22 protein-coding genes and 1 riboswitch are annotated in these 24,276 nt (G+C 59.5%); of the genes, 19 read left to right on the forward strand and 3 right to left on the reverse strand.

From position 1 onward, the window contains the following. Nucleotides 1–168: 168 nt before the first annotated feature. Nucleotides 169–1,305, forward strand: a complete 1,137-nt coding sequence (locus AC13RM_RS21145; RefSeq protein ID WP_488555506.1) for an acyltransferase family protein — start codon at nucleotides 169–171, stop codon at nucleotides 1,303–1,305. A 209-nt stretch (nucleotides 1,306–1,514) separates the two neighbouring features. Here the strand turns inward: AC13RM_RS21145 and AC13RM_RS21150 are convergent, their stop codons facing one another. Continuing rightward, nucleotides 1,515–2,753, reverse strand: coding sequence for a hypothetical protein (locus tag AC13RM_RS21150; protein WP_488555507.1), 1,239 nt, complete (start codon nucleotides 2,751–2,753; stop codon nucleotides 1,515–1,517). Between the two features lie 159 nt (nucleotides 2,754–2,912). Then, a riboswitch (cobalamin riboswitch) is annotated at nucleotides 2,913–3,130 on the forward strand. A 246-nt stretch (nucleotides 3,131–3,376) separates the two neighbouring features. Here AC13RM_RS21150 and nrdH point away from each other — a divergent pair. Genes nrdH through nrdF form a run of 4 tightly spaced genes read left to right on the forward strand, consistent with a single transcriptional unit; the run spans nucleotide 3,377 to nucleotide 7,198 of the window. Beyond that, a complete protein-coding gene (gene nrdH, locus AC13RM_RS21155; RefSeq protein ID WP_095437442.1) occupies nucleotides 3,377–3,598 on the forward strand; it encodes a glutaredoxin-like protein NrdH in 222 nt (73 codons plus the stop codon). 11 nt (nucleotides 3,599–3,609) lie between these two features. Continuing rightward, a complete protein-coding gene (gene nrdI / locus AC13RM_RS21160) occupies nucleotides 3,610–4,005 on the forward strand; it encodes a class Ib ribonucleoside-diphosphate reductase assembly flavoprotein NrdI (RefSeq protein WP_488555508.1) in 396 nt (131 codons plus the stop codon). Nucleotides 4,006–4,013: 8 nt separating this feature from the next. Further along, complete coding sequence (gene nrdE, locus AC13RM_RS21165; protein ID WP_488555540.1) at nucleotides 4,014–6,203, forward strand: class 1b ribonucleoside-diphosphate reductase subunit alpha; 2,190 nt, start codon at nucleotides 4,014–4,016, stop codon at nucleotides 6,201–6,203. A 20-nt stretch (nucleotides 6,204–6,223) separates the two neighbouring features. Continuing rightward, nucleotides 6,224–7,198: a class 1b ribonucleoside-diphosphate reductase subunit beta gene (gene nrdF, locus AC13RM_RS21170; protein ID WP_488555509.1), complete on the forward strand. Its 975-nt coding sequence runs from the start codon at nucleotides 6,224–6,226 to the stop codon at nucleotides 7,196–7,198. Nucleotides 7,199–7,360: 162 nt separating this feature from the next. On the opposite strand, the gene AC13RM_RS21175 is transcribed toward nrdF, so the two are convergent. Beyond that, the gene (locus tag AC13RM_RS21175) at nucleotides 7,361–7,639 is read right to left on the reverse strand and encodes an HU family DNA-binding protein (protein ID WP_069609985.1); all 279 of its coding nucleotides are present in this window, start codon (nucleotides 7,637–7,639) and stop codon (nucleotides 7,361–7,363) included. 351 nt (nucleotides 7,640–7,990) lie between these two features. Between AC13RM_RS21175 and AC13RM_RS21180 the strand changes: the two genes are divergently transcribed. From AC13RM_RS21180 to AC13RM_RS21210, 7 genes are all read left to right on the forward strand, one after another. Next, complete coding sequence (locus AC13RM_RS21180; protein ID WP_285173784.1) at nucleotides 7,991–8,212, forward strand: hypothetical protein; 222 nt, start codon at nucleotides 7,991–7,993, stop codon at nucleotides 8,210–8,212. Between the two features lie 165 nt (nucleotides 8,213–8,377). Then, on the forward strand, nucleotides 8,378–9,376 hold the full coding sequence (locus AC13RM_RS21185) for a Tim44 domain-containing protein (protein WP_285173785.1): 999 nt from the start codon (nucleotides 8,378–8,380) through the stop codon (nucleotides 9,374–9,376). A gap of 194 nt (nucleotides 9,377–9,570) precedes the next feature. Beyond that, entirely contained in the window at nucleotides 9,571–10,395 is an 825-nt protein-coding gene (locus AC13RM_RS21190; protein ID WP_285173786.1) for a class I fructose-bisphosphate aldolase, read from the forward strand. Between the two features lie 21 nt (nucleotides 10,396–10,416). Further along, entirely contained in the window at nucleotides 10,417–11,574 is a 1,158-nt protein-coding gene (locus AC13RM_RS21195) for a Gfo/Idh/MocA family protein (RefSeq protein ID WP_285173787.1), read from the forward strand. Further along, nucleotides 11,571–12,242: a D-lyxose/D-mannose family sugar isomerase gene (locus AC13RM_RS21200; RefSeq protein WP_285173788.1), complete on the forward strand. Its 672-nt coding sequence runs from the start codon at nucleotides 11,571–11,573 to the stop codon at nucleotides 12,240–12,242. Before AC13RM_RS21195 ends, AC13RM_RS21200 begins: the two co-directional genes overlap by 4 nt. Then, a complete protein-coding gene (locus tag AC13RM_RS21205) occupies nucleotides 12,242–13,300 on the forward strand; it encodes a carbohydrate kinase family protein (protein ID WP_488555510.1) in 1,059 nt (352 codons plus the stop codon). Before AC13RM_RS21200 ends, AC13RM_RS21205 begins: the two co-directional genes overlap by 1 nt. A gap of 99 nt (nucleotides 13,301–13,399) precedes the next feature. Continuing rightward, complete coding sequence (locus tag AC13RM_RS21210) at nucleotides 13,400–14,410, forward strand: zinc-dependent alcohol dehydrogenase family protein (RefSeq protein WP_440480318.1); 1,011 nt, start codon at nucleotides 13,400–13,402, stop codon at nucleotides 14,408–14,410. Between the two features lie 13 nt (nucleotides 14,411–14,423). Here the strand turns inward: AC13RM_RS21210 and AC13RM_RS21215 are convergent, their stop codons facing one another. After that, nucleotides 14,424–15,443, reverse strand: coding sequence for a LacI family DNA-binding transcriptional regulator (locus AC13RM_RS21215; protein ID WP_374819852.1), 1,020 nt, complete (start codon nucleotides 15,441–15,443; stop codon nucleotides 14,424–14,426). 510 nt (nucleotides 15,444–15,953) lie between these two features. Here AC13RM_RS21215 and kdpF point away from each other — a divergent pair. Genes kdpF through AC13RM_RS21250 form a run of 7 tightly spaced genes read left to right on the forward strand, consistent with a single transcriptional unit; the run spans nucleotide 15,954 to nucleotide 24,176 of the window. Continuing rightward, a complete protein-coding gene (kdpF, locus tag AC13RM_RS21220) occupies nucleotides 15,954–16,043 on the forward strand; it encodes a K(+)-transporting ATPase subunit F (RefSeq protein ID WP_041678183.1) in 90 nt (29 codons plus the stop codon). Nucleotides 16,044–16,070: 27 nt separating this feature from the next. Next, nucleotides 16,071–17,774 (forward strand): potassium-transporting ATPase subunit KdpA, encoded by a 1,704-nt coding sequence (kdpA, locus tag AC13RM_RS21225; RefSeq protein WP_374819849.1) that lies wholly within the window; start codon nucleotides 16,071–16,073, stop codon nucleotides 17,772–17,774. Between the two features lie 27 nt (nucleotides 17,775–17,801). Continuing rightward, nucleotides 17,802–17,963 (forward strand): hypothetical protein, encoded by a 162-nt coding sequence (locus AC13RM_RS21230; RefSeq protein WP_440480317.1) that lies wholly within the window; start codon nucleotides 17,802–17,804, stop codon nucleotides 17,961–17,963. A 48-nt stretch (nucleotides 17,964–18,011) separates the two neighbouring features. Beyond that, a complete protein-coding gene (gene kdpB, locus AC13RM_RS21235; protein ID WP_374819845.1) occupies nucleotides 18,012–20,099 on the forward strand; it encodes a potassium-transporting ATPase subunit KdpB in 2,088 nt (695 codons plus the stop codon). 12 nt (nucleotides 20,100–20,111) lie between these two features. After that, nucleotides 20,112–20,717 (forward strand): K(+)-transporting ATPase subunit C, encoded by a 606-nt coding sequence (locus AC13RM_RS21240; RefSeq protein WP_095437455.1) that lies wholly within the window; start codon nucleotides 20,112–20,114, stop codon nucleotides 20,715–20,717. 58 nt (nucleotides 20,718–20,775) lie between these two features. Then, on the forward strand, nucleotides 20,776–23,487 hold the full coding sequence (locus AC13RM_RS21245) for a DUF4118 domain-containing protein (RefSeq protein ID WP_374819842.1): 2,712 nt from the start codon (nucleotides 20,776–20,778) through the stop codon (nucleotides 23,485–23,487). Beyond that, nucleotides 23,484–24,176 (forward strand): response regulator, encoded by a 693-nt coding sequence (locus tag AC13RM_RS21250; protein ID WP_285173797.1) that lies wholly within the window; start codon nucleotides 23,484–23,486, stop codon nucleotides 24,174–24,176. Before AC13RM_RS21245 ends, AC13RM_RS21250 begins: the two co-directional genes overlap by 4 nt. Nucleotides 24,177–24,276: the final 100 nt, after the last annotated feature.

The following is a 24,276-nucleotide window of genomic DNA, read 5'->3' on the forward strand; positions in this document are numbered from 1 at the left end:
GTTCGCTTGCCGGTGGAAATGATGTTTTGGGGAGAACCTCTTGGCGCGAAGCCAGCAGTTCGCAGCGAGGCGAACGGCTCGTTTTCACCGTCTTTTGAGGGCGGAATAGTGACGCCTATGGGCAATCCATTAACGGTTGTAATCTAAGCTCGCTAAATCATGGAAAGGATGTCTCGCCGACACGATTTGGATTTTGTCAGGGTGGCAGCATTTATGCTGCTGATCGTCTATCACGTCAGCCTGATATACAATTCAAGAACCTTTCTGCTGAAGGCGCCGGACAGCTCCTCCGCCTTCGATGTGATCCATCTACTGACGCATCCATGGCGAATGACGCTGCTGTTTTTTATCTCCGGCGCCGTGACGGGTATGCTGCTGGTGAAGCATCCTCCCGGCGCGTTAAGGAGTGCGCGCACAAAACAATTACTGATGCCTTTTCTGGCAGGTATGCTGTTTCTGATCCCGCCGCAGATATATGTATTTTTGAATGCCAAGATGGGAGTGCATATCAGCCTCTTGGAGGTCTTCTGGGATTATGTAACCTTGACTCCGGTTTCCTTGCCGGGCGGTGAGCAGACGCTGCTCGCCGGCATGCAGCATCTTTGGTATCTCCTGTATCTGTGGAGTTATACCGTGATCATCACGCTCGCGGTGGCGGTGTGGCCTTCTTTATTGACTTATATGGGAGATCGACTGGCTCCCTGGCTTACAGGCAAATGGGTACTGATAATGCCTGTCCTATTGTTCATTTTGCTGCGGCTCGTCTTGAGGCCGATTTTCCCTCCATCACTAGAGTTTTTGGCGGATTGGTACAATCACGCCGTTTATATGGCCGCGTTCCTGTTGGGAGCCGTGATGGCAACGCGCGACGACTGTTGGGATGCCATGGTCAGCATGCGGAGACCGGCATTGATTCTGACGACTCCTTGTGCGCTCGCCTTAGTGTTCCTGTTTCCCACCTTGCCGTCCAGCACTCCGGAGATGTGGCGACTGTCTGCAGGCAGAGTGCTTGGCGGTGCGTTCCAATGGTCGGCAATCGTCACCGTTCTCGGCTATGCGCGGATTTGGTGCAGGTCGGAAAATGCCGTGATCCGCTATCTCAATAGGGCGGTTCTCACCTACTACGTTCTCCACCAGACCGTTATGCTGCTGATCGCCTACGGATTGGATCGTATGGGACTCTTGTCCGCCGTGTCGTTTATCCCAATTGCCGTCGCCACTTTGGCAATCTGCGCTGTGGCTTACGAACTGAAGCTTCGTCTGGAGAGTGCCGCGAACGCAAAGTTTCGTCCGCACGCTGCCTGATATCAAGGGCGGTTTGGCAAGCCGGACTCTTATCGATCGCCAATTGTCGAGAGCTGGCCGAGCAGCCGGCTCCCATTGCGATGTTCAACAGTTAGCGATCGATGGCATCGCGCTTAAAACATGGCGCTCAAAACAGGTGGCGGTAGTCAGATACTGACTACCAACGATCAATGATCCGAATCGGATCGCAATCTCTACACCTCAGGCTCTCAATGCACCGCTCCCGATCCGCCGGCCGCAACGATCGCAAAGGGCTGCCCCTCGACGGGAATGCTGCTGACTTCCATCAGTGATTGGTTATCGACCATACGCACGAGGCCGTGGCGCGGATCGGTAATGGCGATGAGATTGCCGGCGATCGCCAGACGAGGCCGCGGGTCGCGCCAGTGACCGTCCTTGCTGTAAGGTTCGGTAACGGTCTCGGATTTCACGATCGCGCCTTTCACGACATCAATAAGATGCAGATTGCCGTCCTCGGTGAGAATGTAGGCGATCTGCGGCTTTGCCGGATCGAGTATGAAATCGACCCGTCGTGTCGGCAGTTCGATCAGCTTGTAGGGTTGGTCAGAATTGTCCGGATCGATCAATACGACGTTCTGCTCACCATAATTGCCGAGGAAGAATTGCATGGACGTGCCGCCGAGCAATGTCGAGACCTTGCCCTTTGGCAAGGAAGAGCCATAGGCGAGCATCTCCACCTTTGGGCCGTCGATACCGCCGGGGCGAGCGATCAGGACACCTTCCTCGCAGCCGAAGGCAATCAGCCGGGCGGAAGTCGCTTCCCCATGAAGCCCTGTGCAGCGCTTGATATCACCGACCTGCTCTCCCGTTCGGTTCAACACGCGCAAGCCGAGGCGCGGCGGCAACTCGCCTTCCTTCACGGAAGCCTCCATATTCGGCACCGACACGAGAAGATGGTCGCCCATCGGAACGGCAACGCCGTGGTGGGCGGCGATGGTCCGGAATGAACGAATATCGGGTTTGCCTTCGGCAAGGCCATTTTCGGACAGGAGATCGAACTTGTCGTCGCGGTCGTAGAAGATCGCGACATTGTTGCCGTGCGTCACCACGTGCCCAGGCTTTTCGCCCTTGATCGATGCTGGAAGCAGTTTCGGATCGGAAAGCTCGATGTCGCGATGTTCGCCGTGATCGGAGAGGGATATGCCGGTCGCAATCGCGTGGACCACATTCTTTTCGCCTTGCACGGCAAATATGGTGCGGCCGGATTGACTGAGAGACAGGGAGGCATAGCCGTCAAGATCGAACCGGCCGATTTCCTTGCCACTTGAGGCATCGATCGCGCGGACGATCGGCAGGCTGTGATCGGCGACGAATAGTCGCCAGCTTTCCGTCTCCTTTTCGTCGTCGGCAAACGATGAGAAGGGAAGCAGCAAGGCGCAAGCCAAGGATGAGGCTGCAAGGAGGATACCAGAGCTTGTGTTCGGCATGAAGGGTCCTTTATGTAATAACATTACATGTGCACCGTAATGAAGTAACGCTGCATCTGTCCAGCCCCTGTGCACGCGGCAGGCGGGATTGTCGGAATTCATCAACATCGAAATTGGCTTGAGGCCATCGAAGCAGTTGACGCAATTTTAACTGAAGATACTATATATAGTGTTCGAGGTTCTTCTGATTCGCAAGAATTGGAGGCTAAGACGGGAATCCGGTCGGCGAACATGATGATCGCCAAGCCGGAGCTGCCCCCGCAACTGTGAGCGGTGAGCATTCGTTCGATGACGTCACTGAGACCGTGTGTCTTGGGAAGGCAAGACGAATGTTATGACCCGCGAGCCAGGAGACCTGCCTTGAGCATTGACGTCCACGGGCGGGGTGTCCGGCTGGCGAGCGATGGTCCATGCGGCATAATGGCCGCCCTCGCTTCCTCGAAGATCCCGCTGATAACTTCGGGGTGAAGTCCATGTTCCTGAGTATCTATAGTCGCCCGCGCGAGTGACGGCCGCTTAAATGCGTCCGGCCGCCGGCTAGGTTTGCTCCACTTTTCACCCGCCGAGCGGGCATCATCCGATGCCCGAGCGATTTTCCGTGCCCATCCATACGAGGATATCTCATGAGCATCACCGTCTACAGCAAGCCCGCCTGCGTCCAGTGCACAGCCACGACCCGCGCGCTTGATCGCCAAGGCATCGACTACACCATCGTCGACGTATCGACCGATGCCGCCGCCTATGAGCTGGTGCAGGGTCTCGGCTATCGCCAGGTTCCGGTTGTCGTCGCCGGGGAGTTGCATTGGGCCGGCTTCCGTCCCGACATGATCAGCGCTCTCGCTTAAGGAGCCGGGCGGTGGGCGAGATCGTCTATTTCTCCAGCCGGTCGGAAAATACCCATCGCTTCGTTACGAAGCTCGCATTGCCGGCTGCTCGTATCCCGCTTGCCGCGGGAGACGAATTTCGAACGACCTCGCCCTATGTCCTGATCGTCCCGACCTATTGCGGCGACGGTGGCAAAGGGGCCGTGCCCAAGCAGGTGATCCGCTTCCTCAACGATGCGGGCAACCGTTCGAACATCCGCGGGGTCATCGCCGCGGGCAACAGCAACTTCGGCGCGACCTACGGGATCGCCGGCGACATCATCTCTGCCAAATGCCAGGTGCCGTATCTCTATCGGTTCGAACTTCTGGGCACGGATGAGGATGTCGCCAATGTCAGACAGGGATTGGAACGATTTTGGATACGCTAAGCTCTTCTTTGTTGCGGGACGCGGGCGAAAAACCGCAGAGCACTTTTTCTGCTACCACGAATGATCGGCCAGCCAAGGCGGCGGAACCAGCATTGGATTATCACGCACTGAACGCCATGCTGAACCTCTATGACGAGCACGGAAAGATCCAGCTCGACAAGGATCGTATGGCGGCCAAGCAATACTTCCTCCAGCACGTCAATCAGAACACGGTCTTCTTCCATAACCTCAGGGAAAAGCTCGATTATCTGGTGAGGGAAGGCTACTACGAGCAGGAGGTGCTGGATCAGTATTCCTTCAATTTCGTGCGCGATCTCTTCGATCACGCCTATGCGAAGAAATTCCGTTTTCCGACCTTCCTCGGCGCCTTTAAATACTACACCAGCTACACGCTGAAGACCTTTGACGGAAAGCGCTATCTTGAGCGTTATGAAGACCGCATCTGCATGGTCGCGCTGACGCTGGCGCAGGGCAGCGAGCAGATTGCGCGCGATCTGGTCGACGAGATCATTTCTGGACGCTTCCAGCCGGCAACGCCGACCTTTCTCAATGCCGGCAAAAAGCAGCGTGGTGAGCTGGTCTCCTGCTTCCTGCTGCGTGTCGAAGACAATATGGAATCGATCGGCCGCGCCATTAACTCGGCACTGCAGCTTTCGAAACGCGGCGGTGGCGTGGCGCTATCGCTCACCAACATCCGTGAGGCCGGTGCGCCGATCAAGCATATCGAGAACCAGTCGTCCGGCATCATTCCCGTCATGAAGCTGCTGGAAGACTCCTTTTCCTACGCCAACCAGCTTGGGGCGCGGCAGGGCGCGGGCGCTGTCTATCTCAACGCTCACCATCCCGACATCATGCGCTTCCTCGATACCAAGCGCGAAAATGCCGACGAGAAGATCCGCATCAAGACACTGTCGCTCGGCGTGGTCATTCCGGACATTACTTTCGAGCTCGCGAAGAACAACGAGGATATGTACCTATTCTCGCCCTATGATGTGGAGCGCGTTTATGGCGTGCCATTTACCGAGATTTCGGTGACGGAGAAGTATCGCGAGATGGTGGCCGACAGCCGCATCCGCAAGAAGAAGATCAAGGCGCGCGAATTCTTCCAGGTGATCGCCGAAATCCAGTTCGAAAGCGGCTATCCCTACATCATGTTCGAGGACACGGTGAACCGCGCCAATCCGGTTGCCGGCCGCATCACCATGAGCAATCTCTGCTCGGAAATCCTGCAGGTCAGCGAATCCAGCGCATACAACGATGACCTGTCCTACAAGCATATGGGCAGGGACATCTCCTGCAATCTCGGTTCTCTGAATATTGCTGCCGCAATGGACAGCCCGGATTTCGGCAAGACGATCGAAATGTCGATCCGTGCGCTGACGGCCGTCTCGGACATGAGCCATATCTCCTCCGTACCCTCGATCGAGAAGGGCAATGACGAAAGCCATGCGATCGGCCTCGGCCAGATGAACCTGCACGGCTATCTCGCCCGCGAGCGCATTTTCTACGGTTCGGAAGAAGGCGTCGACTTCACCAACATCTATTTCTACACGGTCACCTACCACGCCATTCGCGCCTCGAACCTGCTTGCTGTCGAGCGCGGCCAAAGCTTCAAGGGCTTCGAGAATTCGAAATACGCTTCCGGTGAATATTTCGACAAATACACGAACCAGGAATGGAAGCCGGCGACCGAGCGCGTCGCGGAAATCTTCGAAACCGCCGGCATCGCCGTCCCGACGCAGGAAGATTGGTGCGCGTTGAAAAGAGCTGTTATGGAGGGCGGGCTCTATAACCAGAACCTGCAGGCCGTGCCGCCGACAGGCTCGATCTCCTATATCAACCACTCGACCTCCTCGATCCATCCGATTGTCTCGAAGATCGAGATTCGCAAGGAAGGCAAGATCGGCCGCGTCTATTATCCGGCCGCCTTCATGACCAACGACAATCTCGACTATTACCAGGATGCTTACGAGATCGGGCCGGAAAAGATCATCGACACCTATGCTGCGGCCACCCAGCATGTCGACCAAGGCCTGTCGCTGACGCTGTTCTTCCGCGATACCGCGACAACGCGCGATATCAACAAGGCGCAGATCTACGCCTGGAAGAAGGGTATCAAGACTATCTATTACATCCGCCTTCGTCAGATGGCGCTCGAAGGCACGCAGGTTCAGGGCTGCGTTTCCTGCACGCTCTGAACGTTTGAGGGACGATGAAAATGAATATGCAATTCAAGCCGGCAAGCCGCGTTCGCGCCATCAATTGGAACCGCATCGAGGACGACAAGGATCTTGAGGTCTGGAACCGTCTGACCGGCAATTTCTGGCTGCCGGAGAAGGTGCCCTTGTCGAACGACATCCAATCCTGGGCGACACTCAAGCCTGAGGAGCAGCAGCTCACCATCCGCGTCTTCACCGGATTGACCTTGCTCGACACGATCCAGAACGGTGTCGGTTCGGTCGAGCTGATGGCCGATGCCGCGACCCCGCATGAAGAGGCTGTGCTGTCGAACATTTCCTTCATGGAAGCCGTGCATGCACGTTCCTACTCGTCGATCTTCACGACGCTCTGCCTGACGCCGGACGTGGACGACGCCTATCGCTGGTCTGAGGAGAACGAATTCCTGCAGCGCAAGTCGGCGCTGATCATGGAGCAATATGCGTCCGGCGATCCGCTGAAGAAAAAGGTTGCCAGCGTTTTCCTCGAGAGCTTCCTGTTCTATTCCGGCTTCTACCTGCCGATGTTCTGGTCGAGCCGCGCCAAGCTCACCAACACCGCCGACATGATCCGTCTCATCATCCGTGATGAAGCCGTGCATGGCTATTACATCGGCTACAAGTTCCAGCGCGGGCAGGAGCGGCTTTCGGACGGGCAGCGCCAGGAAATCAAGGATTTCGCCTTCGATCTGCTGTTGGAGCTTTATGACAACGAGGCCAAATATACCGAAGCGCTCTATGACGGCGTCGGCCTGACCGAAGACGTCAAGAAGTTCCTGCACTACAACGCCAACAAGGCCCTGATGAATCTCGGCTATGAGGCGCTTTTTCCGGCCGAAGCCTGCAAGGTCAACCCGGCCATCCTTTCGGCGCTGTCGCCGAATGCGGATGAGAACCACGACTTTTTCTCCGGCTCCGGCTCGTCCTATGTCATCGGCAAGGCCGTTGCCACGGAGGATGAGGACTGGAATTTCTGAGGATCGAGCTTGGCGCAGCTCAAGCCGTTCGAGCCGTCGCCTTGGAAACGGTGCCCTGACGGCAGCCGTCGCTGAGCGGCGCTCATCTCCGCTTGGAAACACAAACGGCCGGCTCTAACAAATAGAGCCGGCCATTGATCCCTCGGACCTTAACGATCCGGATTACTTGTTGAGCGCATCCTTCAGCGCCTTTGCCGGCGTGAAGGCGAGCTTCTTCGATGCGGCAACCTTGATGGTTGCGCCCGTGCCCGGATTGCGTGCTTCGCGCGCCGGCGTATCCTTGACTTTGAACTTGCCAAAGCCCGGGATCGAGGTTTCGGCGCCGGATGTTGCGGCTCCGGTAATGGCTGCAAAGACGGCTTCGACAATCGCCTTGCTCTGGACTTTGGTAAGCTTGTGGTCTGCAGCGATCTTGTCTGCGATTTCATTGGTGGTGGTCATGAGGCTTCCCCCGCATTGATGACGCTGGAATCATTTCCATTGACGATGTCCATTGTCACCTGGAGTCGGGGCCGGAAAGGCCGAGAATGCCTGTATTTCCACAGGTTCCGACGCATCGAGGCCATTTTGAACGCTTTCCGCAAGCGTTTTTCCAGTCATGGGCTCGGTCGGGCGGCCGATGGGAGAGCGCTCCATGCTACCGCAGACGCCTGCGAATCTGCTGAAAGGGCCGGAATCAGAGCTTCAGCGCCCTCTTCGCCATCCGGATGCGAGCGGTAACGGGTCATTGAAACTGGCCTTTTGCCCGACAGGTCTATAGAGGCTTGGCTGTGATAAATGATGGGACGGACAATGGAACACGAGATCAAGATAGGTAACCGCGGCGATTTCGGGCTTTGGGCCATCGAGATCGCAAAGCAGATCATCAGCGACGAGGGCTTTGAACTGGCGAGAGCGGCACGGGACGGCACTGAGGATGATGTCCGCGCGGCCGGTAACGCGCTTGGCCAGGCGATTACCAATGCGATGATGGAAGTCTATGACGGTTTGACCGAAGGAGCGGATGAAGATTAGGATCGTCTTCGAGGGTTGTGGCAATCATCCGCGTGCTTGCGCGGCCGGCTTGCTCTGGATTGAAATCTGAAAGTTGCACCAACTTAAAATCGCAGCCTTACAATCAGGAACAGGCATCCCCATATAGGGGCGGATTAGTCTTTCTGCCCTATGACAGGAGAGCCAATGTTCAGTGCAGTACCGCGTTTTGCCAAGATCGCAGCCATCGTCGTCCTTGCCGCCGCTTCTTCCGTAGCGACCTTTGACGCCGCCGATGCGCGTCGGGCTGGATCCAGCGGCTTTGGAAGCCGTGGGACGCGTACCTTTGATACCCCGGCCATAACGCGGACGGCGCCCACGCAGGCTGCCCCGATCGATCGGTCGATGACGCAGCGGCCGCAGCAGCAGACCACGACCCAGCCGCCGCTCGGCGCGCCGCAGCGTCCAGGCCTTTTCGGCGGCTTCGGTGGGTCGATGATCGGCGGCCTGATCGCCGGCGGTCTACTGGGCATGATGCTCGGTCATGGTTTTGGCGGCGGCATCGGCTTCCTCGGCATGCTGCTGCAGATCGGCCTGATCGTGCTGCTCATCAGCTTTGCCATGCGATTCTTCGCAAACCGCCAGCGCACGCAATATGCAGCAACGGGATCTGGGTCGTCCTACAATATGAACCCCATGAACAATGCGGGTGCTTCCCCGCGTCCTTCCTTCTCCATCCCGTCTATCGGCGGCGGAGCGGCAGCTGCGCCGAAAGCGCGCCAAGCCAATGACGAGATCGGGCTGCAGCAGGCCGATCTCGATCGCTTCGAGCACCTTCTGACAGAAATCCAGTCGGCCTATGGCAAGGAAGATTATGCCACGCTGCGCCGGCTGACCACGCCGGAAGCCATGTCCTACCTCGCCGAAGAACTTGGGGAAAACGCGACCAGCGGCGTGCGCAACAGCGTTTCCGACGTGCGCCTGCTGCAAGGCGATATCGCCGAGGCCTGGCGCGAGGACAATGCCGAATATGCGACGCTTGCCATGCGCTATTCGAGTATCGACGCGATGGTCGATCGCACGACCGGGAAAGTCGTCGACGGCGACGACCGCAACCCCTCGGAAACGACGGAACTCTGGACCTTCGTGCGCAAGCCGGGTTCGGACTGGATGCTGTCAGCAATCCAGGGAACGGAACTGCACTGACCTGCGCAGCTTCCGCAAGGAACCGCTTCGCGAGGGATCGGGGCGGCTGGTCATATCCATAAACTGATTGTCCTCATCCTTTAAACCTGAAGGCGTCGGGCGGGTGCCGAGGACGGCGCGGCATTCGCCTTGACTCGCCAAATCAGTCCTCTAATGTACCGATGTGGAAACGTTACCACATCGGGAGGAAACAGATGAAATCCGCGCGGCTCAACCGCCTGTTCGGCGTGTCCGGAAATTGCTTCGACGTCGCCATCGATCATGGCATGTTCAATGAACGGACCTTTCTCGCCGGCATCGAGGACATGCGCACGGCGATCAAGGTCATTGCCGATGCTGCGCCCGATGCCATTCAGCTTCCGCCAGGCACTGCACCCATTCTGCAGGCAATTCCCGGCAAAAATCGTCCGACTCTGGTGCTGCGGACCGATATCGCCAACATTTACGGCAATCCGCTGCCCTCGGCACTGTTTTCCGAGATGATCGACCGGGGCGTGGAGCAGGCGGTGGCACTTGATGCCGCTTGCGTCGTCGTCAATCTTTTGATGCTGCCGGACCAGCCCGAAGTCTACCGCGCCTGCGTGCGCAACGTGAACAGCCTCAAGCGCGAGTGCGAGATTTACGGCATGCCGCTGATGGTCGAGCCGCTGGTCATGCAGGATAATTCCAAGGGTGCCTATATGGTCGATGGCGCGATCGACAAGATCCTGCCGCTGGTGCGTCAGGCTGCCGAACTCGGCGCCGACATCATCAAGGCCGACCCCTGTGACAATGTTCAGGACTACCACCGCGTCATCGAGATCGCGCAAGGTTTGCCCGTACTGGTGCGCGGCGGCGGACGCGTCTCGGATCAGGAAATCCTTTTGCGCACAAAGCAGTTGATGGAGCAGGGCGCCCGCGGCATCGTCTATGGTCGCAACGTTATCCAGCACAGCAATCCCGCTGGCATGACGCGCGCCCTGATGGCGATTGTCCATGAGGAGGCTTCGGTCGAAGACGCCTCGCGGCATCTCGCCTGACGCATCGTGGGAGGAGGAAACATGAAGAAGGTATTCCGCTTCGGCGTCATCGGCTGTGGCCTGATGGGGCGCGAATTCGCAAGCGCTGCGGCGCGCTGGCTGCATCTTGCCGACATGAGGGCGTGGCCGGAAATCGTTGCCGTCTGCGATACCAATGCGGTACTGCTGGACTGGTTCAAGGATAATGTTCCGTCGGTCCGACAGTTCACCAGCGACTATAAGGAGTTGCTGGCCAATCCGGATGTCGACGCCGTCTATTGCGCCGTGCCGCATGTGCTGCACCAGCAGTTCTATGTCGACATTCTGAAGGCCGGAAAGCATCTGCTCGGCGAAAAGCCGTTTGGCATGGATGCGGCACAGAACCGCGAGATCATGGCGGTTCTCGCCGAGAACCCGAAGCTTCTGGTTCGCTGCTCGTCGGAAATGCCCTTCTTTCCTGGGGCACAGAAGGTCCTCGCGCTCGCTGAAAGCGGCGAGATGGGCGATATTCTCGAGGTCGAGGCCGGCTTTCTGCATTCGTCCGACATTGACAGGCAAAAGCCGATCAACTGGAAGCGCATGGCCGATATCAATGGCGATTATGGCTGCATGGGCGATCTCGGTATGCATGTGCTGCATGTGCCCCTGCGGCTGGGCTGGCGCCCGCAGACGCTGCATGCGCAACTGGTCAAGAAGATCACCGAGCGCCCGGATGGCAAGGGCGGCATGGTGCCGTGCACGACCTGGGACAATGCGACGATCAATACCCGCGTCAGCGCGGGCGGCCAGGATTTTCCGATGGTACTGAAGACCTGGCGGATCGCACCGGGGGAGGCCAATACCTGGTATATTCGCATCCTCGGCATGAAGAAGAGTGCCTTCTTCACCACCAAGTCGCCGCGGCAATGGCAGTGGATGGACTATAATGGCGGTGCACAAGCCTGGAGCACCGAGGACCTTGGATACGGCTCGCTCTTCCCGGCAATTACCGGCAAGATCTTCGAATTCGGCTTCGCGGATGCCATACAGCAAATGTGGGCGGCCTTCATCGACGAGCTGGCGGGTGGAAACGCCAACGGCTTTACCTGTGCCACTCCGGCAGAAGCGCAGGCTCATCACGCTGTACTGACGGCGGCACTGAAATCCGGCCGCGAAAATATCGTCGTGCCGGTCGATTACGAAGGAGCGACCGCCCGATGAAGCGCTCCGAAATCAATGAAGCACTCAGGTGTGCAGACAAAACCCTAGACCATTGGCGCTGGTCTCTGCCGGAATGGGGATATTGGACCGCGGCGGATTTCACCGCCAATCCGGAAGCGGCTCGCTATCTGCGCGCCCATCAATTGGGATGGGACGTCACAGATTTCGGCTCCGGCCGCTTTGCCGAATGCGGCCTCGTACTCTTCTGCCTGCGCAACGGCATCGTCGGTGTCGAAGGCGAGCGGACCTATGCCGAAAAGCTGCTTTTCGTCGAGGAAGGGCAGGTCACGCCGACCCATCGCCACAAGGCGAAGATGGAGGATATCATCAACAGGGCCGGCGGCGATCTCGTCATCGAATTCGCTGCGACCGACGCCGAGGGCAATGTGCTGCAGGATGACGTGACCGTCCCGGTCGACGGCGTGCCGACGAAGCTTGCCGCATGGGAGCCGTTGGTGCTTTCTCCTGGCCAGAGCGTAACGATCCGAACGGGGCTTTATCATCGCTTCTATGGCCGAAAGGGCGGCGGGCCGGTCTTCGTCGGCGAAGTCAGTCAGGTCAACGACGACAACAGCGATAATTACTTTCTGGAGCCAATCGGGCGCTTCGCCGCGATCGAGGAGGATGAACCGCCTCTCAGGCCCCTGTGGAACGAGGCAGGTGGCTGATGCGGACCGGGGAGGAGGTTCGCGCTAGCGAAAAGAAAGACAAGGGAGGCATCGTTTGTGCCGGAAACTTCATTGTAGACCGTGTCCATACGCTGTCCTATTGGCCCGAGCAGGGTAATCTTGCCTATATTCAGCATCAGGATGTGGGCGTTGGCGGGGGGGCCGCCAATGTCGTCACCGATCTCGCCTCGCTCGGCTTTCCTGCAAAGCTTGCCGCCGCCGGCTGCATCGGCACGGATATCGATGGCGGGATCGTCAAGACGCGACTTCAAGACGCGGGTATTGATGCAAGCGGTCTGCGGGAGCTTGCCGACCGCGCAACAGCCCACACCCATGTCATGAATGTGCCGGGGCAGAACCGCACCTTCTTCTATCATGGTGGTGCCAATGATGCGGTGACGGACGCGCTGGTTTCGCCTGCCGTCTTTGCAGATGCCGGTTACCGGCTGTTCTATCTCGGTTATCTGATGCTTCTGCCCGGTCTCGACGGGATTGATGCGGAGGGCCGATCGGGCGCATCGCGCCTGCTCGAAGCAGCGCGCAATGCCGGCCTTACAACTTGCGTCGATTTCGTCTCCAGCGAGGACCCGCAATTTGCGGCCAAGGTCGGTGCGGCGCTGCCATACTGCGATTACCTTATCATCAATGAAATCGAAGCAGGGCGGGCAACCGGCGTGACCGTACGGAGCGCGGAAGGGGAGTTGAACGAGGCCGCACTTCTGACAGCCGGCGAACGGTTGCTGGCTGCAGGCGTTGCAAAGGGTGCAATCATTCACGCCCCGGAAATCTGCTTCTGGTTTGCGCCGGGCGCAAAGCCTATTATCTCACGCCCCCGACCTGTCGAGCCGACCGATATTGTCAGCACTGTCGGCGCGGGCGATGCTTTCTGCGCCGCTGTGCTTTACGGTCTGCATGAAGATTGGCCCGTCGAGCGCATCTGCGCTGTTGCACATGCCGCCGCCGCCCGTTGCCTTGGAGGAGCGACCGCGACGGACGGCATCCCTGACATGGCGGCACTTCTGGAGGATGTGAAGGAAATGCAACCCGTCCGTGCCTAGTGCCGGCTGCAGAGCGGCAACGCGCATCATTGAGTGCTATAGTGCCGATGGGAGCGGCGCGACAGCGAAAGAATCAAACCTTATGCTTGGAGGAGGCGAATGAGGGCAGTCCGTTTGGAAGCGATCGGCGATATGACCATGCGCATGGTCGAGAAGCCGAGCGTCGGGCCGGGAGAGATCATCGTCCGGGTGCTCGCCGCCGGCATCTGTGGGTCCGATCGGCACATGTACAAGGGCGAATATCCGACGGCGATCCCGGTGACCTTGGGCCACGAGTTTTGCGGCCTCGTCGAAGAGGTGGGTGAGGGTGTTTCGTCCTTTGTGGGCGGGGAACTCGTAACGGTCGATCCGAATATTGCCTGCGGTACCTGCCCTGCCTGCCGGCGCGGGCGGCCGAATCTCTGCGCCAATTTGAAGGCTATCGGTGTGACACGGGATGGCGGCTTTGCCGATTATGTCGCGGTTCCCTGTGGCCAGGCGTTTACGCTGCCTGCGGATCTTGATCCCGTCCATGGAGCCTTTTGCGAGCCGCTCGCCTGCTGCATTCATGCCATCGACAAGGCGAAGATCCGCCCGGGCGACAGCGTCGCCATATTGGGCGGTGGCGTCATCGGCCTTCTCATGGTGCAATTGGCCCGCCTCGCAGGCGCAGGCCAGATCCTCCTGATCACGAGGCAGCTATCGCGCCGGGAGGCGGCTTTGCGCTTGGGTGCTACACAAGCCGTCGATCCAACGGCGACCGATGCCGTTGCTGCTGTGCAGGATGTGACCGGCGGCGGCGTTGACGTCGTTATAGAATGCGCCGGCGTGCAAGAAACACTTCAGACCGGGTTGCGGATGGCGCGGCGGGGCGGAGTCTTCGTCCTCTTCGGTGTAACGCCGGCAGGGCTAGAAGTGCCTGTTTTGCCGTTCGATCTACTCGTCAATGAGGTCGAGATCAGGCCGGCCTATCTCAATCCTTTCACCCACGCTCGCGCTGCTGCCATTGTGGCGAGCGGGATTTTAGAGCTGGATTCGCTTGTTACGAAGACGATCGGCCTTGAAGATGTCGCGGGCGTGGTTGGCAGCGCGCCGCTGGCCGGCGAAATCAAGGTCATCGTCCGTCCCTGAGCGCTGCTCGCATTCATGTGCGAACGGTGCCGGTGGAGTCGCGCTCGATCAACGTGACGGGCATTTTGATAAGGGTGTCCATTCGCCGCTCGCCATCGGCCTGGTCTTCATCGATCAGGGACGCCAATCGCCGGACGGCCTGCTCGCCGACGCCGCGGATCGGCTGCGCGATGGTCGTCAGTCGCGGAAAGACATAGGCCGCCTCCGGCAGATCGTCGAACCCGATCACCGAATAGTCGCGCGGCACGGAAAAGCCGTGATCCTGAACGGCATGAATTGTAGCAATCGCCGATATATCGGTCGTGCCAATGATACCAGTCATCTGAGGCTGGGAGGCGACCAATTGCTTTGCGAGCGGATAGGTGGCGGCAAAACTATGTTCCTCCGCCATGAAGATGGCAGGGGGTGCGATGCCGCGCTCGGCCATCTCCTCTTTGATGCCGCGAAGCCGAAGCTGGACCGGTTGACTGTGGGCAGGGGCGCCGACAATGCCGATTTTTCGATGACCGAGTTCGATCAGGTGGCGGGCCATCATCCGCCCGCCTTCCTCATGGTCGGCCATAACGGCATCACCAGCTATTCCGGGAAGCTCGCGATCGATCGCGACGATCGGGATATGGGCTTCGCGCAGGGCCTCGAAATGCTCCGTGCTGCCGAAGGCGCTCGCAACGATGACGCCATCGACGCGCTGCGACAGCAGCATGGAAATATAGCGCGCTTCGTGATCCATGTTTTCGGCGGTGCTGCAGATCAAGGTCTGATAGCCGCGCTGGAACAATTCCTGCTCGATTGCGTGGGCAAGGATGCCGAAGAAGGGCACGTCGATCGACGGCAGCATCAGCCCGATCATCCGGCTCGGCGCGCCGCGCAGCATCTGCGCGCCTTTGCTCGGCGTGTAGTTGAGCGTGCGGATGGCAGATTCAACGCGCTCCCGCAGTTCCGGAGAGGCATAGCCGCTATTGTTCAGCACCCGCGAGACCGACGAGACCGATGTTCCTGCGAGTTTGGCGATATGTCTGATGCTGGTCGTCACTTGCTGGCGTTTCTCTGGAGGGCGAATGGTCGGGGTTGGACCGTCGGGAGTGCGGATCAACTTATCGCCGGACTAAATCACCGCCGGAATGCTGCATCAAGCGTCATGCATTGAAATAACAGCCGCGTGTCTATAAGGCGCGTCAATTTTCGGACGGGTTCGGCAGCACAGGCCGGCATCTGCTTCGCGTATGAGCAGATTTTCAGACCGTCGTCACCCGCATCGGCATTTATAAGATTTTTATATCTTCCGCTTTTGCGCCGTCTCGAACCTTAATGCGGTTCGGCCGCATATTACGTCTGGAAGATGCACCTCAAGTGATCTTCCAGGTCGGCAGGAAAAGAGGCGCTCTGAGTAAGGGCGCTCTCCATCATTTCTGCATTCAACAATAACAATCAAGGACTCGCGATCGATGATGGACATTCTTCTTGTCGGGATCGGCGTTTTATTCTTCCTCCTTTGCGTCGCTTATACCAAGGCCTGCGACAGCCTCTAGTCGGAGAGACGGCAATGCTTCTCGATTACATTCTCGGTGGCGGCGTGACGATCTTTCTCACCGTCTACCTGGTCTATGCTCTCATTCGCCCCGAGCGCTTCTGACAGCGCTGGATAGGGAAAGTTACCTCCATGACCTTCAACGGATGGCTTCAGATCCTCATTTACATCGGGATCCTTCTCCTGCTCGTCAAACCGCTCGGCGGTTACATGACGCGAGTCTTTACCGGCGAGCGCACCTTCCTCTCCTTCGTCCTCCGTCCTGTGGAACGGGGGCTTTATCGTTTGGCCGGCACGGATGAGCGCGAAGAGCAGCACTGGACGACCTACTCGGTTTCCATGCTGCTGTTCAGCCTCGCCGGCTTTCTCGTTCTTTACGCGCTCCAGCGCCTGCAAGGCAGCCTGCCGTATAATCCGGCCGGCATGACCGCAGTCGGCCCGGAACTGTCCTTCAACACGGCAACCAGCTTCGTCACCAATACCAATTGGCAGAACTACGGCGGCGAAAGCACGATGTCCTACCTCGTGCAGATGGTCGGCCTGACTGTGCAGAACTTCGTTTCCGCGGCAACCGGCATCGCCATCGCCATTGCGCTGATCCGCGCTTTCGCGCGCGCCTCCGGCAAGGCGATCGGCAACTTCTGGGTCGATATGGTCCGCGCGACGCTCTATGTCCTCTTGCCGATCTGCATCGTGCTGACGATTGCTTTCGTCTATCTCGGCGTGCCGCAGACGCTTGGCCCGTATGTCAATGCCACGACGCTCGAGGGCGCGCAGCAGACGATCGCCGTCGGTCCCGTCGCCTCGCAGCTTGCCATCAAGATGCTCGGCACGAATGGCGGCGGCTTCTTCAACGCCAACTCGGCGCATCCCTTCGAAAATCCGGACGCGATTTCCAACCTCCTGCAGATGCTGGCGATCTTCGCCATCGGCGCGGCGCTGACCAACGTCTTCGGCCGCATGGTCGGCAGCCAGCGGCAGGGCTGGGCGATCCTGGCTGCGATGGGCACGCTGTTCATTGCCGGCGTGATCGTCACCTATTGGGCTGAAGCGGCAGGCAATCCGCTTGTTCACGCGCTCGGTATCCAGGGCGGCAATATGGAAGGCAAGGAGGTCCGCTTCGGCATTGCCGCCTCCTCGCTCTTCGCCGTCATCACCACCGCCGCATCCTGCGGCGCGGTCAACGGCATGCTCGACAGCTTCACGGCGATCGGCGGGCTGATCCCCCTCATCAACCTGCAGCTCGGCGAAGTCATCGTCGGCGGCGTCGGCGCCGGTTTCTACGGCATCCTGATGTTCGTCGTCATCGCCATCTTTGTTGCCGGCCTGATGGTCGGCCGCACGCCGGAATATCTCGGCAAGAAGATCGAGGCCAAGGAAGTAAAGATGGCGATGCTCGCCGTGCTTTGCCTGCCTGCCGGCATGCTGATCTTCACGGCGATCTCCGTGGTATTGCCCTCCGCCGTTGCCTCGATCGCCAATGCCGGTCCGCATGGCTTTTCTGAAATCCTCTATGCCTACAGCTCGGCCGCGGCAAACAACGGCTCGGCCTTCGGCGGCCTGACCGGCAATACCTCCTGGTACAATATCACGCTCGGTATCGTCATGCTGATCGGCCGCTTCCTGGTCATCGTTCCGGCCCTTGCGATTGCCGGTTCCCTGATCAGTAAGAAGACGGTTCCTGCCTCGGCCGGCACCTTCCCGACGGATGGCCCGCTCTTCGTTGGCCTCCTGGTCGGCACGATCCTGATCGTCGGCGGCCTGACCTTCTTCCCGGCGCTGGCGCTCGGACCGATCGTCGAACATCTGGCGATGATCGCGGGCCAGACCTTCTAAGGCCAGACTCTCTAAGGAATGACGGCCATGAGCCAACTGCTTCTAGGCAAGCTTAGAAAAGTCATCGATCCACGCCCCTTCGACAGGGGGCGTGGCCCGGCCGGAATGACGTGCGCGTCTGACGCCATTTTGCTGGCGATGGTTGCCCTGTTCCTCGGCCTTGTCGTCTTCGGATTTTTAATCGGCTGATCGGCAGCGTTCCGATCTGACGTTTTCCTCTTCACGCTGGAGCCTCTTATGAGCCAGTTAAAATCAGCGAGTATTCTGGATTCTCGCATCCTCGTTCCGGCGATCGGCGCTTCGTTCAAGAAGTTGAACCCGCGCACTCTCGCCAAGAACCCCGTCATGTTCGTGGTCGCCGTCGTTTCGATGCTGACGACCGTCCTCTTCCTGCGCGACCTCGTCACCGGCGGCGGCAATCTCGCTTTTTCGTTGCAGATCAATATCTGGCTTTGGTTCACGGTATTGTTCGCCAACTTCGCCGAAGCCGTCGCCGAAGGCCGCGGCAAGGCGCAGGCGGATTCGCTGCGCAAGTCGCGCACGGAAACCCAGGCGAAGCTCTTAGTCGGCACCAGCCGCATCGACTACAAGATGGTGCCCGGCACCAGCTTGAAGGTCGGCGACGTCGTTCTGGTCGAGGCCGGCGATATCATCCCGTCTGACGGCGAAGTCATCGAAGGGGTCGCCTCCGTCAACGAAGCCGCGATCACCGGCGAATCCGCGCCAGTCATCCGTGAATCGGGCGGCGACCGCTCGGCTGTAACGGGCGGTACCCAGGTTCTGTCGGATGAGATCCGCGTGCGCATCACCGCCGCAGCCGGTTCGACCTTCATCGATCGTATGATCGCGCTAGTCGAAGGCGCCGAGCGGCAGAAGACGCCGAACGAAATCGCGCTCAACATCCTGCTGGCCGGCATGACGCTGATCTTCGTGCTCGCAACCGTCACCATCCCGAGCTTTGCCGCCTATGCCGGTGGCTCGATCCAGACCGTCGTGCTCGTCGCGCTCTTCGTGACGCTGATCCCGACCACGATCGGCGCTCTGCTCTCGGCAATCGGCATTGCCGGCATGGACCGTCTGGTACGCTTCAACGTGCTCGCCATGTCCGGCCGCGCCGTCGAAGCCGCTGGCGACGTCGATACACTGCTGCTCGACAAGACTGGCACGATCACGCTTGGCAATCGCCAGGCAACCGCCTTCCGCCCGGTTCGGGGCGTCAGCGAGCAGGACCTCGCCGATGCGGCCCAGCTTGCCTCGCTTGCCGATGAAACACCGGAAGGACGCTCGATCGTGGTGCTTGCCAAGGAAAAATATGCGATCCGCGGGCGCGACATGACGAGCCTGAAGGCGACCTTCGTTCCCTTTACCGCCCAGACCCGTATGAGCGGCGTCGATCTCGATGGCTCCTCGATCCGCAAGGGCGCGGTCGATGCCGTCGTCGCCTATGTCGAAGGTGTTGCCAACGGCGCGACGGAAGGCACGGCCGTCATGTCGCGCACGACGAGCGAAACGCTACGTGAGCTGCAGGTGATCGCCGACGAGATCGCCAAGGCCGGCGGCACGCCGCTTGCCGTGGCGCGAGACGGTCGTCTTCTCGGCGTCATCCATCTTAAGGATATCGTCAAGGGCGGCATCCGTGAGCGCTTTGCGGAACTGCGCCGCATGGGTATCCGCACCGTGATGATCACGGGCGACAATCCGCTGACAGCTGCTGCTATCGCCGCCGAAGCCGGCGTCGACGACTTCCTCGCCCAGGCAACGCCCGAAATGAAGCTGGCGCTGATGCGTCAAGAGCAGGCACAGGGCAAGCTGGTCGCCATGTGCGGCGACGGCACGAACGATGCGCCCGCGCTCGCCCAGGCCGATGTCGGCGTTGCCATGAATACCGGTACGGTCGCTGCCCGCGAAGCCGGCAACATGGTCGATCTCGACAGCGACCCGACGAAGCTGATCGAGATCGTCGAGATCGGCAAGCAGCTGCTGATGACACGCGGCGCGCTGACGACCTTCTCCATCGCCAACGACATTGCGAAGTATTTCGCCATCATCCCGGCGATGTTCATCGCCTTCTATCCGCAGCTGAAGATGCTGAACGTCATGGGACTGGCAACGCCGCAAAGCGCCATTCTCTCGGCCATCATCTTCAACGCGCTCATCATCGTCGCACTGATCCCGCTGTCACTGAAGGGTGTCCGCTATCGTCCGATCGGCGCCGGTGCGCTGCTTAGCCGCAACCTGCTGATCTACGGCCTCGGCGGCATCATCGTCCCCTTCATCGGCATCAAGGCCATCGACATGGCGATCACCGCCATCGGCCTCACCTAAGGAGTTTCTCTCATGTTGAAACAAATCAGACCCGCCATCGTCATGATCGTCGCCACGACCGTTCTGACCGGCCTTGCCTATCCGCTTGCCATGACGGGTGTCGCCCAGGCGCTCTTTCCGCACCAGGCCAATGGCAGCCTGGTGGAGAAGGACGGCAAGGTGATCGGCTCCAGCCTTATCGGTCAGAATTTTACGGCGGATAAGTATTTTCACGGTCGTCCGTCGGCCACGACCGGCGCCGATCCGAATGACCCGACCAAATCGGTTTCCGCACCCTATAATGCCGCCAATTCCGGCGGCTCCAATCTCGGTCCGACCAATTCGAGCCTGATCACGCGTATAAAGGGTGATGCAGCGACATTGCAGGCGCAGAATCCGAATACGCCGGTTCCGATCGATCTGCTTACCACATCGGGCAGCGGACTTGACCCGGACATCTCGCCTGAAGATGCCTATTTCCAGGTCCCGCGCGTCGCCAAGGTCCGCAACATGGATGAGGCCAAGGTCAAGTCGCTCGTCGAGGCAGCCATCGAGCCCCGCGAGCTCGGCGTTCTCGGCGAGCCTGTGGTCAATGTGCTGGCATTGAACCAGGCGCTCGATGCTTCTATGACTCAATAAGTTGAAGGGGTTGAGACGGTTAGCGCCGTCTCAACCTATCAGGAAAGACGATCCGCGAATGGCAGAGGACAGCCGCGATATGTTGGGGAGGCCTTCTCCCGATGCGCTTCTCGAAAAGGCGCGGGCGGAAACACGCGGACGGCTGAAGATATTCCTGGGAGCGGCACCCGGCGTCGGCAAAACCTATGAGATGCTGATGTCGGGCAGGGCAAAGATTGCCGACGGCGTCGATGTCGTGGTCGGTGTCGTCGAGACCCATGGCCGCCGCGAGACACAGGCCCTGCTTGAAGGATTCGAGATCGTTCCGCGCGTCAATGTCGACTATAAGGGCAGGGCGCTTGAGGAAATGGATCTCGATGCCATCCTGAAGCGCCGCCCCGAACTGGTGCTTGTCGACGAACTTGCGCATACCAATGCTTATGGCAGCCGGCATCCCAAACGCTATTTCGATGTGAAGGAGCTTCTCGACCGTGGGATCGACGTCTATACGACGCTGAATATCCAGCACGTCGAAAGCCTGAATGACGTCGTCTCGCAGATTACTCGCATCCGCGTGCGCGAGACGGTACCGGATTCGATCATCGACATGGCAGATGATGTCGAGATCATCGATCTGACGCCGGATGATCTCATCAAGCGGCTGCATGACGGCAAGGTCTATGTCTCGAAGACGGCTGAGCGGGCGCTGACCAATTATTTCACGCCCGGCAACTTGACCGCACTGCGCGAACTGGCGCTGCGGCGCACCGCCCAGCGCGTCGATGATCAGCTTCTGACCCATATGCAGGCGCACGCGATCCAGGGCCCTTGGGCTGCCGGCGAGCGCGTGCTCGTTTCGATCGATCATCACCCGCGTTCGGCTGCACTTGTCCGCTATGCCGCCCGCATGGCCGCGCGCTTGCGGGCCCCCTGGGCAGCCGTCTATGTCGAGACCAACCGCTCGATCAGTTTGAGTGAGGCGCAGCGTGACACGATTGCCGCAACGCTGCGGCTCGCCGAGCAGCTTGGCGGTGAAGCTATCACACTTCCGGGCCGCGAGGTGGCGGAGGAATTGCTTCGCCATTCGGCGAGCAACAATGTCACCCACATCGTCATCGGCTCGCCAAAAATCGGCTCCTGGCGCGATTGGTCGCGGCGTTCGGTGTCCTACGATCTCATCCGCAGGGCCGGGGACATCAGCGTCCATGTCATTTCCGGCAGCGAAGCGGATGGCGAGGCTGCAAAGCGGGGTGTCAAAGTGGCGCCTTCGCCGCCGCCCTTCCAGTTTCGTGGTTATGTCCTGGCAACGCTCTATGTTGCCATCGCGCTCGGCTTCTGCGTCATCCTCGATCAGGTGCTGGATGTCCGCAATTTGGCGCTGGTCTTCCTGATGGCGGTGCTGGTAAGCGCCGTGACGCAAGGTCTGCGTCCGGCACTTTACTCCTGTTTTCTCGGCGCTCTTGCCTTCAACTTCTTTTTTCTGCCTCCGCGCTACACGCTGACGATCAGTGATCCCGAAAGCGTGCTTGCCTTCTTCTTCTTCCTCGGTGTCGCGGTCATTGCGAGTAACCTGACGGCGACTGTGCAGCGACAGGCGGCGGCGGCGCGGCAACGGGCGCGAACCACCGAAGACCTCTATCTCTTTTCCAAGAAGCTCGCCGGTACCGGCACGCTCGACGATGTTCTCTGGGCAACCGCTTTTCAGTTGGCATCGATGCTGAAGCTGCGGGTCGTGCTGCTTCTGCCGGAGCATGGCACGATCGCTGTCAGGGCGGGCTATCCGCCTGACGACACGCTCGACGACGCCGATATTGCGGCGGCACGGTGGGCTTGGGAGCATAATCATGCCGCCGGCCGCGGCGCCGATACCCTGCCTGGCGCGAAGCGCCTTTACGTTCCGCTCCGCACCGGCCGAACCGCCGTCGGCGTCATCGGCCTCGATAGCGACCGGCGCGACGGCCCGCTCTTGACGCCGGAGCAACAGCGGTTGCTCGACGCGCTCGCCGATCAGGCCGCCCTTGCCATCGAGCGCGTACAACTGGTGGCCGATGTCGACCGGGCCAAACTCGCCGTCGAGGCGGATCGGCTGCGCTCCGCACTGCTGACATCCATTTCCCATGACCTAAAGACGCCGCTCGCCGCCATCCTTGGGGCAGCAGGTACCTTGCGCGACTATCTGGAAACATTGCCGCACGAAGATCGCGTCGATCTCCTGTCGACCGTCATCGACGAATCAGAACGGCTCAACCGTTTCATCGCCAATCTCCTCGATATGACCAAGATCGAGTCCGGCGCGATGGAGCCGAATTACGCCCTGCATTATGCCGGCGATATCGTCGGCAGCGCGCTGCGGCGGGCGGAAAAAATCCTGGCGCATCACCGTGTCGACGTGCAGATGCCCGTCGATCTGCCGATGGTGAAGGTTGACCCGGTCCTGTTCGAGCAAGTGCTCTTCAACCTGCTCGACAATGCCGCCAAATATGCGCCGGAAGGATCGGCCATTCGGCTGGAGGCCTGGGCCGATATCGACAATATCGTCTTCCGGGTGATGGACGAGGGACCAGGTATTCCGCCCGCTGATCTCGAGCGCGTCTTCGATACCTTCTATCGCGTGCGCAAGGGTGATCAGGTGCGCGCCGGAACCGGGCTTGGCCTTTCCATCTGCCGCGGTTTCATCGAGGCGATGGGCGGCACGATTGCCGCCGGTAACAGAACGGATCGGCAGGGAGCGGTCTTCACCATTCGCCTGCCGAAACCAACAGATGTCCTGAAGCTGGATGAATTGAAATGAACACCACCGCCGTCAAGATTCTCGTCGTCGATGACGAGCCGCCGATCCGCAAATTGCTGCGCGTGGGCCTCGGTGCCCAGGGCTATGTCGTCAATGAAGCGCAGAGCGCCGCGTCAGCCCAGGCGTCGATCGATGAAGACCAGCCCGATCTGATCGTGCTCGATCTCGGCCTGCCGGATAAATCAGGCCAGGATCTGTTGCTCGGTTGGCGCGAGGATGGGGTGCAGATCCCGGTGGTCATCCTGTCAAGCCGCACCGATGAAGCTGGTATCGTCAAGGCGCTCGAGAGCGGCGCCGATGATTATGTGACCAAGCCTTTCGGCGTCAACGAGCTTGCTGCCCGCATCCGGGTAGCGCTGCGCCATCGCCTGCAGCAGCAGGGCGAGAAGGCGATTTTCCAGACCGGCGGCCTTTCCCTCGATCTTGTCAAGCGCATCGTCAAGGTCGATGGCAAGGAGATCAAGCTGTCGCCAAAGGAATACGACATCCTGCGCGTGCTCGCCCAGCATGCCGGCAAGGTTCTGACGCACCAGTTCCTGCTGAAGCAGATCTGGGGACCGGCCGCCGATGTGCAATATTTGCGCGTCTATGTGCGCCAGCTCCGGCAGAAGATCGAAGAAATCCCGGATCAGCCACGCTATATCACCACCGAAACAGGTGTCGGTTATCGGCTGCGTGAACCGGATTGAGACCGCCAGGATTTAGAACCTGGGATCGAGATGACATCAGCTCGATCTTGTGGCGATGAACATCATTTCTGAACGAACAATCACCCGATCCTGAGCGCAA

This window comes from Martinezella sp. CNPSo 3732 (assembly GCF_057784515.1).

Coding starts and splice junctions, on each gene's coding strand:
- AC13RM_RS21145 (WP_488555506.1), top strand. CDS start 169: ATGTCTCGCCGACACGATTTGGATTTTGTCAGGGTGGCAGCATTTATG.
- AC13RM_RS21150 (WP_488555507.1), bottom strand. CDS start 2,753: ATGCCGAACACAAGCTCTGGTATCCTCCTTGCAGCCTCATCCTTGGCT.
- nrdH (WP_095437442.1), top strand. CDS start 3,377: ATGAGCATCACCGTCTACAGCAAGCCCGCCTGCGTCCAGTGCACAGCC.
- nrdF (WP_488555509.1), top strand. CDS start 6,224: ATGAATATGCAATTCAAGCCGGCAAGCCGCGTTCGCGCCATCAATTGG.
- AC13RM_RS21175 (WP_069609985.1), bottom strand. CDS start 7,639: ATGACCACCACCAATGAAATCGCAGACAAGATCGCTGCAGACCACAAG.
- AC13RM_RS21180 (WP_285173784.1), top strand. CDS start 7,991: ATGGAACACGAGATCAAGATAGGTAACCGCGGCGATTTCGGGCTTTGG.
- AC13RM_RS21185 (WP_285173785.1), top strand. CDS start 8,378: ATGTTCAGTGCAGTACCGCGTTTTGCCAAGATCGCAGCCATCGTCGTC.
- AC13RM_RS21190 (WP_285173786.1), top strand. CDS start 9,571: ATGAAATCCGCGCGGCTCAACCGCCTGTTCGGCGTGTCCGGAAATTGC.
- AC13RM_RS21195 (WP_285173787.1), top strand. CDS start 10,417: ATGAAGAAGGTATTCCGCTTCGGCGTCATCGGCTGTGGCCTGATGGGG.
- AC13RM_RS21200 (WP_285173788.1), top strand. CDS start 11,571: ATGAAGCGCTCCGAAATCAATGAAGCACTCAGGTGTGCAGACAAAACC.
- AC13RM_RS21205 (WP_488555510.1), top strand. CDS start 12,242: ATGCGGACCGGGGAGGAGGTTCGCGCTAGCGAAAAGAAAGACAAGGGA.
- AC13RM_RS21210 (WP_440480318.1), top strand. CDS start 13,400: ATGAGGGCAGTCCGTTTGGAAGCGATCGGCGATATGACCATGCGCATG.
- kdpF (WP_041678183.1), top strand. CDS start 15,954: ATGCTTCTCGATTACATTCTCGGTGGCGGCGTGACGATCTTTCTCACC.
- kdpA (WP_374819849.1), top strand. CDS start 16,071: ATGACCTTCAACGGATGGCTTCAGATCCTCATTTACATCGGGATCCTT.
- AC13RM_RS21230 (WP_440480317.1), top strand. CDS start 17,802: ATGAGCCAACTGCTTCTAGGCAAGCTTAGAAAAGTCATCGATCCACGC.
- kdpB (WP_374819845.1), top strand. CDS start 18,012: ATGAGCCAGTTAAAATCAGCGAGTATTCTGGATTCTCGCATCCTCGTT.
- AC13RM_RS21240 (WP_095437455.1), top strand. CDS start 20,112: ATGTTGAAACAAATCAGACCCGCCATCGTCATGATCGTCGCCACGACC.
- AC13RM_RS21245 (WP_374819842.1), top strand. CDS start 20,776: ATGGCAGAGGACAGCCGCGATATGTTGGGGAGGCCTTCTCCCGATGCG.
- AC13RM_RS21250 (WP_285173797.1), top strand. CDS start 23,484: ATGAACACCACCGCCGTCAAGATTCTCGTCGTCGATGACGAGCCGCCG.